The sequence below is a fragment of the Pantanalinema rosaneae CENA516 genome (assembly GCF_050753385.1).
Lineage (GTDB): Bacteria > Cyanobacteriota > Cyanobacteriia > Leptolyngbyales > Leptolyngbyaceae > Pantanalinema > Pantanalinema rosaneae.
Map to the genome: position 1 here is coordinate 1 of NZ_JBLZFZ010000036.1, position 13,270 is coordinate 13,270.

Consider the following 13,270-nt stretch of genomic DNA (forward strand, 5'->3'; position numbering starts at 1 on the left):
AGATGTGTATAAGAGACAGCCCGTGTCCTCATCGTCTCCCCCCATTTCCCCCCGATCAACGCCCCCGATCATCAACGGATCAGAACGGCATTGCCGTATTTCAGGGAGTTTGGTTGGGAGGCACATATTCTGACCGTACAACCGGATCAGGTTGAACATGCCAGCGATGACAGGCTGTATCAGGCTCTCCCAAAAAATCTGAGAATTACTTACAGCAGGGCATTTCCGGTTCAATTCACGCGCAAATTTGGTCTAGGAAATTTAGGGTTGCGGTGTCTGCCCTTTCTAGCACAGGCAGGCGATCGCTTACTAGCGACTTCATCCTTTGATCTGGTATTTTTCTCGACCACGATCTTCCCGGTAATGATCCTGGGCGATCGCTGGCAGCGGAAATTTGGAATCCCCTATGTGTTGGACTTTCAAGATCCCTGGCGAGTAGATGCCGCCCCAACTCGGCAGCGTCCCGGCGGTAGACTGCGGTATGCCGTGGATAAATGGATGGCTAGCATCCTGGAACCCCAAGCCCTGCGACGGGTCAGTCAAATTGTCAGTGTTTCACCTGCTTACCCCCACCAGTTGCAACAGCGCTACCCCTGGCTACGTCCTGAGCAATTTACCGTTCTCCCCTTCGGTGCCCCGGAACAGGATTTTGCCCAGTTAGCATCGCTTCAGATTCAGCAATCGATTTTTGATCCCAAAGATGGCAACCGACATTGGGTGTATGTGGGTCGAGGGGGCACAGATATGGAATTGGCGCTGCGATCGCTGTTTCTCGCTATCCGTACAGAACGCGATCGCCAACCGGAGCAATGGAATCGGGTGCGGCTGCATTTTGTCGGAACCAGTTATACCGCAAACCAATTACATCAGCCGATTGCAGCGATCGCGCAGGAATATGGGATTGCCGATCAGGTAACTGAACATCCCCAACGCCTGCCTTACTTTGAAGCGCAACAAGTTTTACAAGACAGCGATGCCATTTTGCTGATCGGCTCCGATGATCCCACCTACACGGCATCGAAACTATATCCCGGTATCCTGGCTCGCAAGCCGATTCTGGCAATTTTCCATCACCAGAGTTCCGTTGTCGATATCTTGCGTCAGTGTCATGCTGGTCGAGTGATTTCCTTTTCTAGTGCGAACACTCCGGCGGATTTACACCTTCAATTGACCACTTATTTACGTGAATTCCAAGAGTTTGCCAAAGGATATCAACCGGAAATTAATTGGACCGCGTTTCAAGGCTATACCGCTCGGGAAATGACGCGCAAATTATGCACCGTGTTCGATCGCGGTTTACAGACTACTGGTAATGCCCGGTGAGAGGTCAAGTGATGATGCCAAAGCAAAAATCAATGACCCAGATTTTCTGGATTGGGGTTGGGTTATTGCTGTTTTTTAATCGCAAAGCGTTACTCCATGTTGCGCCCACGACTGCCTGTGCGACTGTACTGATTGGGGCAGTCTGTATGTATCCTGTCTACCTCTGGTGTGATGGCAAGGTGCAAGGAATGCCGGTGTTTCCGTTCTTCTCACTCACCTACTTGTGGACTTTTTGCCTACCGCTGTTAAGTGAGAATCCTAATGTTTTGAAGTACTCGCCTGAGCAACATCTCTATGCTGGAATCGCTACAGCATTTTTTCTCTTGAGTGGGACGTTAGTCTGGATTCAACTGGTGAGGACACCAAATAATTCTAAAAAATCCTATCGTGCTTTAAAGACGGAATCAGCAGAAACGTTTTTTATTGCGATCGTGGGAGCCGGGGCGTTGTTAAATATGTATGTGATTGGGGGGTGGCAAGGTATTCCAGATAACTTATTTACGATCGTTCGCGGCATTATCTTAGGTCTAAGTTTTTTAGGGATTTTTGTATTGGCATATCGGTGTGGGGAAGGGTCACTTCCTCCCAAGAAAATCAGAACCTTCGTGATCTTTTTAGCCTTAAATATTCTATCGGCCGCCGCCTCGTTAATTTTGAAAACAGCTCTCACCTTATTTTTACTATCGACGATTGCTTATGTGATTGGTGGCAGAAAGTTACCATTAGTTGCAGTATTGATTGGTTTAGTGTTGCTGATGCCATTACATTACGGCAAACATGAAATGCGACATAAATACTGGTCAGGTAGTGAGTCTCATTATGTGCAGCCCTGGGAGTATCCTGCCTGGTTTCAGGAATGGTCTGGGTATGCTGCCGAAAATCTGAACCCCCAACCGAAACGCTACGAACCCAAAAAAGAGAAAAAAGAGTCATTTATCGAACGGTCTAGCGTCATTCACATGCTGATGATGGCCCAGGAAAAAATTCCGGCTCAATACTCCTATGTGGGCGGGCAGACTTATGCCATTATTCCCCTGTTATTTGTGCCCCGTGTTCTCCTACCCAACAAGATTCGCAGTCATGAAGGAACGCACATGCTGAATATCCACATTCATCGCCAAACCTATCAGGACACGTTGAAAACCACGATCGCCTGGGGACTGTTACCAGAAGCCTATGCCAATTTTGGTTTAATTGGCTGTGCTGGCATTGGGGCGCTCTTAGGAGCTTTCTATGGAGCAGTGACTCGGCTAGCGATCGGGATGCCTGCCTTTTCAGCCCGCACCATGTTTTGTGTGTTGGTGTTAAGTCTGGCACTGGCCTCTACCGAGTGGACGGCGGGAGTGTATGCAGCCACGCTGTTTCAGTCGTCTGTGCCGATTTTGGGGATTCGCGTCGCCTTTATGAAATTGCAACGTCCCCTATCCACCCACCGACTGCCTTCCTGATCATGAAACGACTGGCTATTATTACGTCCCATCCCATCCAATATTATGCGCCCTGGTTTCGCTATCTGACCCATCAGGCGGCATGTGAATTGCGGGTGTTTTATCTGTGGGATTTTGGTGTGAGTGATCAGCTTGATCCGGGGTTTCAACAAGTGATTGAGTGGGATATTCCGTTGTTAGCAGGCTACGAGTGGGAATTCGTGCCCAACGTCAGTCCGACTCCTGGCACTCAACACTTTTGGGGATTACAGAATCCCTCCCTGATCCCCCAAGTCAAGGCGTATCAGCCTGATGCCGTGTTATTGATGAATTACAACTATGCCAGTCTGTATCGGTTTCTCTGGCAGTGGCAAGACACTCCTATGTTATTTCGGGGGGATTCTCATCGGTTAGTCCCCGATCGCGGTTTCAAGCCCTGGCTCAAGCAACAATGGATTACCCAACTCTTTCGGCACTTTTCAGCCTGCCTCTATGTTGGTCAAGCGAACTACCACTACTTTCGATCGCACCAGGTTTCACCGCAACGCCTGTTCTTTTCACCCCATGCTGTAGAGAACGATCGGTTTTTTAACCAGGCTATTCCAGCCACCACTCAAGCGGCTCTCTGGAAACAGGAGTTGGGTATTCCAGCGCACCATGCCGTGATTCTGTTTGCGGGTAAATTAATTGCCAAAAAGCGCCCATTGGATCTGTTACACGCCTTTTTAGCGGCAAACTTGTCCAATGTTTCATTATTGTTTGTCGGCAACGGAAAACTGGAAGCAGAGTTGAGAGCAGCGGCGGTGAATCACACCCACATTTACTTTGCCCCCTTTCAAAATCAGAGCCAGATGCCACGCACCTACGCGATCGCGGATCTGGTAGTGTTACCCAGCTATGGCTCTGGGGAAACCTGGGGTCTGGCGATCAATGAGGCGATGTGTTTATCGAAACCCGTACTGGTCAGTGATCATGTGGGTTGCGCCGCCGACCTGGTACAGCCTTTACAAAATGGTTTGATCTTCCCATCTGGAGATGTTACAGCACTTGCGGAGTTTTTGCAAACAGCTTTTGCCGATCGCGATCGGCTCAAACGGTGGGGAGAGCAGAGCCGCCGCATCATTCGTGATTACAACTATGCTCGAACTACACAAGGATTGCTAGATGCAATGCAATTGTAGTGAGTTGTTCATTCGTGATGTTTGCATAAATCACAAACGTATACTTGATCTAACCGCTTACAAAAACACGATCGCGAACATCTCAGTCTCATAGTAGAAGCAACTACTGAATTACCAGATTGAGGTGCTTCATGTTTTTGTCGATTGTTCCAGTAATTGCGGCGACCGCCACTCTGAGTTTAACGCCACTGATTCAAAGATTAGGCTTACAGTGGAATTATATTGATCAACCGGGAAAGCGCAAAATCCATCAACAATCGATCGTGCGGATTGGTGGCATTGCAATCTTTCTAGGAACCTTACTTGCAATCATACTGATGCTTTTATCAAACTATTTTGATAATTCATCAATGACCTCTTTATCTCCCATTATCGGCATTCTGTTAGGCGCTACAGGCTTTTTTGGGATTGGATTAATTGATGATATGTTTCAGCTTTCACCCTTTATTCGGCTATTTTTACAGGGAGTAGTGGCATGTCTCAGTTGGGCGCTGGGTGTCCGAGTTGAGATCCTACCTGTTCCGTTGATCGGTGTAGTGCCTACGGGGATTTTCAGTCTACCGATGACATTCCTCTGGTTAGCTGGAGTTGCCAACGCGATTAATTGGCTGGACGGACTGGATGGGTTAGCGGGTGGTGTGAGCGCGATCGCTACCCTTGCCTTGAGCCTGATCTGCTGGCATTATCCGCCCCTGGCGTTGCTGGCGCTAGCGTTAGCCGGATCATTGGTTGGCTTTCTGTATTACAACGTTAACCCTGCCCGCATCTTTATGGGCGATGGGGGATCGTACTTTATTGGATTTACGTTAGCAGCGATCGGAGCCGTCGGTTTAATGCAAACCCCAACCTTCGCGGTAGCCATGACTCCTTTCTGGGTGCTGGCAGTTCCCATTGCAGATATGGTGCGAGTCATTGCCAGTCGGTTATGGGATAAAAAATCACCCTTCTTCCCCGATCAACGCCATCTGCACCACAAACTTTTGCAAGCCAAGCTTTCAGTCCGGGCAGCCGTCCGGTTGATTTGGACGCTCACCGCCTGGTTTGCTACCTGGGCAATGCTGATGCTTGCCATCCCTCACAGCCCGATCGCCCTTTGCTTTACCTCTTGCCTGCTCGTGATCACCAGTTTTCCGCTCTGGCGGGTTTTGCTACCTACGGCTGCTCAGTTCCGCTAATTCTCTTGATTCTTCACCAGCTTCACCATGAACACGACTCCCTCAATTCATCTCTGGGCTCCCAGCCTGTTTGATCTCAAAGGTGGCATTGAAACCTACTCTGGTTTCTTGCTCCAGGCATTGAAAGACCTGTATCCAGAACTCCGACCGGAGATTTGTCTCATGCACGATCGGGGTTGGCAGCAGCCAGCCGAGGCTCCATCACGCTTTCATTTTACGGGAACCTTCCCCCCACAATTCCGGGCACCTGCTTTTGCGACTAAAGCTCTGGCAGCCAGCATTAACCACCCCCCCGATCTGGTAATCAGCACGCATTTAAACTTTGCGGTTGCCGCCTACTGGCTAAAGCAGGTGCTGGGGATTCCCTACTGGGTGGTGGCACACGGGTTTGAAGCCTGGGATGTGCAACGTCCAGATCTGAAGCGTGCCATTGTCCATGCCGATCGCGTGTTGGCGGTGAGTACCTATACTCGCGATCGGCTGTTACAGGAGCAACATTTGGAGCCGGAGCGAGTGTCTCTATTGCCCAATACCTTTGATGGACAACGGTTTCAACTGGCGGCTAAACCGACTCATCTACTTCAGCGATATAACCTTAAGGTGGATCAACCCGTGATTTTAACGGTCAATCGGTTGGCGGCAGGGGAAGCCTATCATCCCTACGATCGGGTACTGGATGCCTTACCGCAAATGCGTCAAACAATGCCCGATCTGCGTTATCTGATTGTGGGTGAAGGCAACGATCGGCAACGCTTAGAAGCCCTGATTGCAGAACGGCAACTGCAAGACTGTGTTACCCTCACGGGCTTTGTCTTTGATGATGAACTGGCTGATTACTATAACCTGTGTGATGTATTTGCATTACCGAGTAAATTGGAAGGATTTGGCATCGTCTTTTTAGAGGCAATGGCATCTGGCAAACCAGTTCTCGGCAGTTGTTTAGACGGGGCGGTTGATCCGCTAGGACAGGGACGGTTTGGCGCACTGGTTGATCCAGATGATACCCAGGCGATCGCGACAACGCTGATCACTATCTTGCAGGGTAACTATCCCAATCTATTGATGTACCAACCGGAAAATCTCAGAAAAGTTGCGATCGATCAATTTGGTTACACATCATTTAGCAGAACATTGGGGCAATTGCTCGCTTCCCACTTCAATCAACCTCTGATTAACCCGTTCCCCAAAGAAAGCAAATTCCAACCATCTGCACCCATTAGTTAGAAATAGCCTATGAAAGTTTTACATGTGATTCCCTCCATCTCACCCTTACGCGGCGGGCCAAGTGAAGCTATTTTGCAACTGGTTAAGGCATTACGCCTGCAAAATGTTGAGGCAGAAATTCTGACTACCAACGATCATGGGGATGGCGTGTTGGATGTGCCGTTATATAAACCGCTGGAGTATCCCCCTCATACGCCAGTGCCAATCCGTTTCTTTCCTCGCTTTTCTCCACCGATCGCACCCATCCGCGAATTTGCCTTTTCGTCATCGTTGGCAACCTGGCTCTGGCAGCATATTGCCGGCTACGATCGCGTCCATGTTCACGCTATTTTCTCCTGGGCTTCTACTGTAGCAATGGCGATCGCTCGGCGGCAAAACATTCCCTACATTGTTCGACCGTTGGGGCAACTCTGTCACTGGTCATTACAACAGGGATATCGGAAAAAGCAACTTTATTGGCACTTGATTGAACGAGCTAATTTGCACCATGCTCAATATCTTCACTTCACGTCAGACCAGGAACAACAGGAAGCCAGCCAACTGGGGTTACCCACTCCCAGCTTTGTCTTACCCCACGGTCTGGAGCTACCATCACCCCTGCCAGAGGCAAGAGCAAGGCTGAGAACCACCTTAGGTTTACCAGCGGATGAGCCGATTATTCTCTTCCTGTCCCGCTTGCACCCTAAAAAGGGTTTAGATTATCTCATTGCTGCGTTAAGTGAATTGCGCGACTATCCCTTCACGTTTGTTCTGGCTGGCAATGCATCACCGGATTATGAAGTCACCGTTCAGCAATTACTGCAAACAACAGGATTAGCAGGACGCACCTGCCGAGTAGGCTTTGTTACTGGAGCGGACAAAGCATTGCTGCTGCAAGGATCAGACTTATTTGCCCTAACCTCCCATTCGGAGAACTTTGGGATTGCTGTGTTGGAGGCAATGGCGAATGGCTTACCTGTTTTGGTGACACCCGGTGTGGCGTTAGCTCCCCTAGTTGAGCGATCGAGGCTTGGTTGGGTAACCCCCTTAGATCAAACCTCGATCGCAGCAACCCTGCAACACTTTTTCAACAACCGAGCCCAGGCAAAACAAAGGGGCGAAGATGCCCGCACAATAATTAGTCAGCACTATAGCTGGAATTGGACTGTATCAAGCTTAGTCAAATACTACCAATAATCTTTACCCTAAAGTTTTCGTTACCTTTACCCTCCTAAATCATTTTATGCTGGACACGATTACGCCTGTAATTCTCACCTATAATGAAGCTGCAAATCTCGTGCGTACCTTAACCTCTTTAACCTGGGCTAAGCAAATTATTGTCGTCGATAGTGGTAGTACAGATGAGACATTAGAAATTCTATCTGCCTATCCTCAAGTACAAGTATTTCAACGCACCTTTGACACTCACGCTAATCAGTGGAACTATGGGCTACATCAAGTACAGACTGAATGGGTTTTAAGCCTGGATGCTGATTATCACATCACAGAGGAACTAATAACTGAAATGAATTGTCTCCCTTCAGACTCAATTATAAATGCCTATTTTGTTCGCTTCAAGTATTGTGTATTTGGTCAACCGCTGCGAGCAACGTTATTACCCCCTCGTGCCGTTCTTTTTCGCCGCGATCGCGCCACTTACTTTGATGATGGACACACTCAGCTTCTAAAGGTTGATGGAAATACAGGGCAACTATCAGCTTACATCCATCACGACGATCGCAAATCCCTCAGTCATTGGCTTTGGGCACAGAATCGTTACGCCATTTTGGAAGCTCAAAAACTACTAGCAACACCAACTAAGCAATTAAGTTTAGGCGATCGTCTCCGGAAGCAAAAAGTGATTGCCCCTTTTATCATTCTGTTCTATTGCCTAATCCTCAATCGCGGACTTTTAGATGGTCGGGCAGGGTGGTACTATGCCTTTCAACGAGTTTTAGCTGAAATTTTGCTCTCACTCCAATGCCTTTGGCATGAGTATCCGAACGATTGAGCGAGTGGTCAGCGATTTGTCGAGGAAGGGTTGGAAGCGGCGCTCAAGTGTCGTCCCGGTGGCGGTCGAAAACGAAAATTAGATGGCGAAGTCGAGGCGCATTTGATTGCATTGTGCTGTAGCGAGGCACCGAAGGGAAAGGGGCGATGGACGTTGCGGTTGCTAGCAGATCGGATGGTTGAGTTGAACTATGTTGAGCAACTGAGCCACGAGAGTGTGCGACAAGTACTGAAAAAACGAACTGCAACCCTGGCGACAAGAGTGCTGGGTAATTCCGCCTGAACAATCCGCCGAGTTTGTCTGGCGTATGGAAAGCGTGTTGGAGGTGTATCAAACGGCTTATGACCCCAAAATTCCTGTGATTTGTATTGATGAGGCAACCAAGCAATTAAAGCCTATCCGAAAACCTCTAGGAGTGTGAGAGGATTGCAATAACTCGGTTTTAGCGATTAGGACTCTATGAGCTTCACAGACATTGACCCCGCCTTTGTGCTACCCGACGAAGTTTGGGGTCCGTTTTTGCAGACGAGTCGGGTGGGCGACTGCCTGACTCAGTCAAACCATCCCCGTAAGTGAGATTCAGGTGTTGGGCAATTTTGTTCAGTAAAAGTTCTAGAGAAATCGGTTTACTGAGATAGTCATCGCAGCCTGCTGCCAGGGAAAGTTTGCGATCGCCCTCCAGGGCCTGAGCTGTCACGGCCATGATCACAACGGGCCAGGTTGGACAGGCGTTGGGATCATTACCCATTGCTTCTCGTTTCACCTGGCGCACCTGCTCATCCATCTCTTCTGCCCGAATCCGTTTGGTTGCCTCCCAACCAGTCAGTCCCGGCATTCGCAAATCCATCAAAAGCAGGTGGGGGTGCCAATTTTGCCAGAGAGAGATCGCCGCTTCTCCGGTTGCCGCCGCTTCTACCTCAAATCCGATTTCGGACAGCAACCGGATCAGGGGCATCCGATTGGCTTCCTGGTCATCGACAATGAGAATACGGTAAACTGGCTGACCCGGAGCCAACCTTGATATGTGCTGGTTCAAGTGAGTAGACTGGGAGATCGCCGCCGTCACAGATTGAACGGGCAGCACGAACTGAAACGTACTGCCGATGCCCAGAGTGCTTTGAACGGTAATGTTTCCTCCCATCAGACGCACTAGGCTCTGGCTAATGCTCAATCCTAAGCCTGTACCGCCCGTGATCTGTCGTCCGGCAGTGGCTTGGGCAAAGGCATCAAAGATCTGATCTAACTCTTCGGGTGCAATGCCAACGCCAGTGTCTTCGACTGCGAAAGCCAGAGAAATGGTTTCGTCCTGCTGTTGCATTCCATCCTCAACAGCTTCAAGCGTAACCTGTAATCTAATTACTCCCTGTTCGGTAAACTTAACCGCATTACCGATGAGATTAATCAGAACCTGCTGGAGTTTTTGAGCATCGACCAGAATGTATTCTGGTACTGCTGCATCAACTTCAAAGCTGATCTGGATGTTCTTTTCAAGACATTGCTGTTTAAATAGCGTGTAGATTGCCTGAAGTAGCTCAGAAAGATTTGTTGTGCTGTTCTCTAATGAAACTTTTTCGGCTTCAATCTTGAATAAATCGAGTACATTATTGATTAATCTGAGTAGATTATCGCTGTTCCGCGAAATTAGATCAATGTATTCCTGATGCTCTGGAATCTGGATGGTGGCGTGATGCATCATCTGAGTCATGATTTGAATGACATTCAGTGGTGTGCGAAGTTCGTGACTCATGTTTGCTAGAAAAACGCTTTTTGCCTGATTGGCTGTTTCTGCTGCGATTTTGGCTTTCTCCAGTTCTTGTTCTGTCTGTTTGAGTGAGGTAATATTCCGCAAGCTAACCACAATCCCAGCGATCGCCAGAGTTTCATCCAGGTAGGGCGAGTAAGTCACACTGAAGAACTGTCTCCCCAGTGTCGGGATTTCAAACCAGGCGCTGTGTTCAATCGTTTCACCTACCAGACAACGCGTAAGGTAGGGATGAAAAAGAGTTTCAAATACATCCTGACCAATAATTTCATTAACGGATTGCCCAATCATGTCAAAAATGGATTTGTTGTACCAGTTTAAATAGGTCGGGTTAGCATTTTGATAACGAAACTGGGTATCAATCAGAGCAATTCCATCCGTTGTGCTGGCGATAATGCGTTCGTATTGTCGAAGGGCAACTTCTGCTTGTTTGCGATCGCTCACATCCAACAAAATGCCATACCAGGTAATGCTGCCGTTGGCGTTATGTAAGGGGCGAGAACTGGCTTCTAGCCACTTGATCTTGCCCGACGGGGTGATATTTCGGAAGGACAGGGAGAAGGGTTCCAGTGACGCAATACTTTGAGTGGAGGCTGCATCGTAGGATGAGCGATCGTCGGGATGGATCTGATCGATCACATCACTAACATTTTCCAGCACCTGTTCGGGTTCCAGTTCAAGCAGCGTGCGGCTTGCCGAACTCACATACTCAAACTTTTGAGCGCCATCGGGATACCGAGTTAAGGTATAAATCATGCCAGGAACCGCCGCGGCTAACTGTTGAAATCGGGCTTCGCTCTGGCGATTGGCTTCTGCTTCAACCTTCGTCTGAAACAACTGCTGCAACTGCTCCGCCATCTGGTTGAAGGATTGGGTTAATCCCTGGACTTCGGTAATGGAGCTATCGGTGGGTAACGGTTGAGCGATAGGGTAGGCTAAATTCCCTTGGGCGAACTCTCGACTGGCCTGATCTAAGCGGCTGATGCGAGTGGTGACTCGATTGGAAATGCCAATTCCAAAGGCGATCGCCCCTGCTAATGCCAGCAAGGACAGTAGTATCGTAGTCCGGATATTTTGCTGAATTTGAGCGGTGAAATCGGACTCAGGCACCACAACGACAATCAACCAGTCCAACCCCAGGCGATCGCGAAAGGGAATGACCCGCACAAATTGAGGCGTGTTTTCCTGACAAATCACAAGCTGCTGAGCTGTGTTGAGGGTTTCCAGATGCAGCGATTGGGCAATCTGGGACATTGTATTCTGGATGAGTGGATTGGCACTTTCGATTGCTCTGACTCGCTCCAATTTTCCTGCTTGTGGAGTCAACAGGGGTTGATTTGTTGAACTGGCAACTAACAACCCCGATCGCTCAATAATCAAGACCTGTCCAGATTTACCAATTTTCAGGTTTGCCAGAAATTGGTTGAAATTGTCTAATATAATATCGGTCGCTAGCACCCCTTGAAATTTGCCGGATTGATCGTAGAAGGGAAACCCCGCAGAAACGCTTAGTAAAGGGGCAGGAGCAATCAGTTGATAAATCGGACTCCAGGTGGCTTGCCCCGCTTGCTTAGGAATCTGATACCAATCCCGCTTACGAACATCGTAATTTTTAGAAATGAGAAGGGCAGGGGTCCGCTTGCCTACAGCATCCATGTAAGAAATTGAAAAGATGCCCCTCGCAAATCCCTGGGTGCGATAAACGCTCAAGTCTGACTTGTTGTGGGCTGAACCGACCATGCCTCCCCGTTCGTTCCCGATCGCGATCGTTCCAATGGTGGGAAACCGCTTGATTTGTTGCAGAAAAACCTGCTCCAGGGTGGCGATATTGATGCTTTCAAATCCGGGAATTGTCCCTAAACGAATGGCATCGGCATTCAGTTGGTTGATGAGATGAGGAACTTCGAGGGTTTTTTCGAGGTAAAGGGTGGTGCGATCGCCCACTTCAACCATCAGCTGCTCTGCTAGATCCGAAACCGTTTGCTGTCCACTCCGGTAGGACAGATACCCCACTAATGCCACGATACCCGCTGCTTGCAGGATAAAGGGCACAATCAGAACCCAGCGAAGTGGAATCGGAGTAAGCGGGCGAAGGCAGAACGTAGGCATGGTTGCAGCAGGAGAGGAACTTGTTAATATTTATCTTAGGAGGTAAATTAGAGACAAACTGCCCACAGTTCCGGTGAGTTTGACCTCAGATGAAAATTCTTCTGGTAGAGGACGACCAAGATCTAGCGGCTTCTCTCGTGAAGGGTCTAACCTGCAAACGGTATCAGGTAGATTGGGTGAGTGGCGGAGAAGCCGGTTTGGCGCTGACTCAATTGAAAGCTTATGACCTGATTCTGCTGGATTTTTATCTCCCTAAACTCAACGGTCTTGAGCTTTGCAGGAAAATTCGCAGGGGTTCTGAACAGGTTACCGATGCTGAGCTGAATCAAGAAATTCCCATTCTCGTGCTGACCGGAGAATCATCCACCGCACAAAAAGTTCTTTGCCTGGATGCGGGAGCAGATGATTATGTCGTGAAGCCCGTCGATTTAGATGAGCTAATGGCTAGAATTCGGGCGCTGCTGCGTCGGGGAATGGGGCAGCGATCGCCCCTGCTGAAATGGGGTGAGTTGCTGCTTGATCCCAGCAATTATGAAGTGAAGTTTCGGGATCAGGTCGTTCCTCTTACCTCGAAAGAATATGGGGTGTTAGAGTTACTGCTCCGACATCCAACTCAGGTTTTCAGCCCCTCTCACGTTGTTGATCGCCTCTGGTCTGGAGATGATTCACGGGCGGATGCTACAGTCCGGTTTTATATTCAGACCTTGCGCCAGAAGCTAAAGCAGGTTGGGGCAGAAGAATTCATTGAAACTAAGCATGGGTTAGGATATCGCTTAAAGCCACTGGGACGCTGAGGATTTGCCCTCATCTCACCAGTTTATTCTTCTCCGGAGTTGCAGAGCGGCTTGACTCCAGAGGGCAGGTTCACCACTTCGTTTGCAACAGAGCCGATTGGACCTTTTGGAGGGGATTTGGGTGTGTCCCAAAAGCTCTGTCTTCAGGTTCAGAGGCAAAGTTAGCTAGACCCAAGCTGGCCCAGGAGCTTGAGCAAGTTTTGCGTAATGGATAGCCCTGAACGTGGGCTGCCACCCAAGCCAGGAATTTGCTTTCAGCGCTTGAACTTAAGGTATAGCCACATC

9 protein-coding genes and 1 pseudogene are annotated in these 13,270 nt (G+C 49.0%); 9 read left to right on the forward strand and 1 reads right to left on the reverse strand.

Annotated features, from left to right (window positions below):
• The first annotated feature begins 90 nt into the window (after positions 1-90).
• The 8 genes and pseudogenes from ACN4EK_RS19685 to ACN4EK_RS19720 all read left to right on the forward strand — a co-directional run.
• Complete coding sequence (locus tag ACN4EK_RS19685; RefSeq protein WP_431659898.1) at positions 91-1,323, forward strand: glycosyltransferase; 1,233 nt, start codon at positions 91-93, stop codon at positions 1,321-1,323.
• A 32-nt stretch (positions 1,324-1,355) separates the two neighbouring features.
• Positions 1,356-2,771 carry a hypothetical protein gene (locus ACN4EK_RS19690; protein WP_431659899.1) on the forward strand — a complete coding sequence of 472 codons (1,416 nt, stop codon included), beginning with the start codon at positions 1,356-1,358 and terminating at the stop codon, positions 2,769-2,771.
• 2 nt (positions 2,772-2,773) lie between these two features.
• Positions 2,774-3,931, forward strand: coding sequence for a glycosyltransferase family 4 protein (locus ACN4EK_RS19695; protein ID WP_431659900.1), 1,158 nt, complete (start codon positions 2,774-2,776; stop codon positions 3,929-3,931).
• Between the two features lie 131 nt (positions 3,932-4,062).
• On the forward strand, positions 4,063-5,106 hold the full coding sequence (locus tag ACN4EK_RS19700; protein WP_431659901.1) for a glycosyltransferase family 4 protein: 1,044 nt from the start codon (positions 4,063-4,065) through the stop codon (positions 5,104-5,106).
• Between the two features lie 27 nt (positions 5,107-5,133).
• Positions 5,134-6,330 (forward strand): glycosyltransferase, encoded by a 1,197-nt coding sequence (locus ACN4EK_RS19705; protein WP_431659902.1) that lies wholly within the window; start codon positions 5,134-5,136, stop codon positions 6,328-6,330.
• Between the two features lie 9 nt (positions 6,331-6,339).
• Positions 6,340-7,506: a glycosyltransferase gene (locus ACN4EK_RS19710; protein ID WP_431659903.1), complete on the forward strand. Its 1,167-nt coding sequence runs from the start codon at positions 6,340-6,342 to the stop codon at positions 7,504-7,506.
• A 46-nt stretch (positions 7,507-7,552) separates the two neighbouring features.
• Entirely contained in the window at positions 7,553-8,320 is a 768-nt protein-coding gene (locus tag ACN4EK_RS19715; RefSeq protein ID WP_431659904.1) for a glycosyltransferase family 2 protein, read from the forward strand.
• A pseudogene (locus ACN4EK_RS19720) lies at positions 8,292-8,711 on the forward strand (IS630 family transposase); the annotation flags it as partial. The gene ACN4EK_RS19715 and the pseudogene ACN4EK_RS19720, both read left to right, overlap by 29 nt.
• Positions 8,712-8,786: 75 nt before the next feature.
• Here ACN4EK_RS19720 and ACN4EK_RS19725 read toward each other — a convergent pair.
• Positions 8,787-12,191, reverse strand: coding sequence for an ATP-binding protein (locus ACN4EK_RS19725; RefSeq protein WP_431659905.1), 3,405 nt, complete (start codon positions 12,189-12,191; stop codon positions 8,787-8,789).
• Between the two features lie 89 nt (positions 12,192-12,280).
• Between ACN4EK_RS19725 and ACN4EK_RS19730 the strand changes: the two genes are divergently transcribed.
• Positions 12,281-12,985 (forward strand): response regulator transcription factor, encoded by a 705-nt coding sequence (locus tag ACN4EK_RS19730; RefSeq protein ID WP_431659906.1) that lies wholly within the window; start codon positions 12,281-12,283, stop codon positions 12,983-12,985.
• Positions 12,986-13,270 lie beyond the last annotated feature (285 nt).

Excerpts from the sequence above, each read along its gene's own strand:
- ACN4EK_RS19715 (WP_431659904.1), top strand. The coding sequence starts at position 7,553 with ATGCTGGACACGATTACGCCTGTAATTCTCACCTATAATGAAGCTGCA.
- ACN4EK_RS19725 (WP_431659905.1), bottom strand. The coding sequence starts at position 12,191 with ATGCCTACGTTCTGCCTTCGCCCGCTTACTCCGATTCCACTTCGCTGG.
- ACN4EK_RS19700 (WP_431659901.1), top strand. The coding sequence starts at position 4,063 with ATGTTTTTGTCGATTGTTCCAGTAATTGCGGCGACCGCCACTCTGAGT.
- ACN4EK_RS19730 (WP_431659906.1), top strand. The coding sequence starts at position 12,281 with ATGAAAATTCTTCTGGTAGAGGACGACCAAGATCTAGCGGCTTCTCTC.
- ACN4EK_RS19710 (WP_431659903.1), top strand. The coding sequence starts at position 6,340 with ATGAAAGTTTTACATGTGATTCCCTCCATCTCACCCTTACGCGGCGGG.
- ACN4EK_RS19695 (WP_431659900.1), top strand. The coding sequence starts at position 2,774 with ATGAAACGACTGGCTATTATTACGTCCCATCCCATCCAATATTATGCG.
- ACN4EK_RS19705 (WP_431659902.1), top strand. The coding sequence starts at position 5,134 with ATGAACACGACTCCCTCAATTCATCTCTGGGCTCCCAGCCTGTTTGAT.
- ACN4EK_RS19690 (WP_431659899.1), top strand. The coding sequence starts at position 1,356 with ATGACCCAGATTTTCTGGATTGGGGTTGGGTTATTGCTGTTTTTTAAT.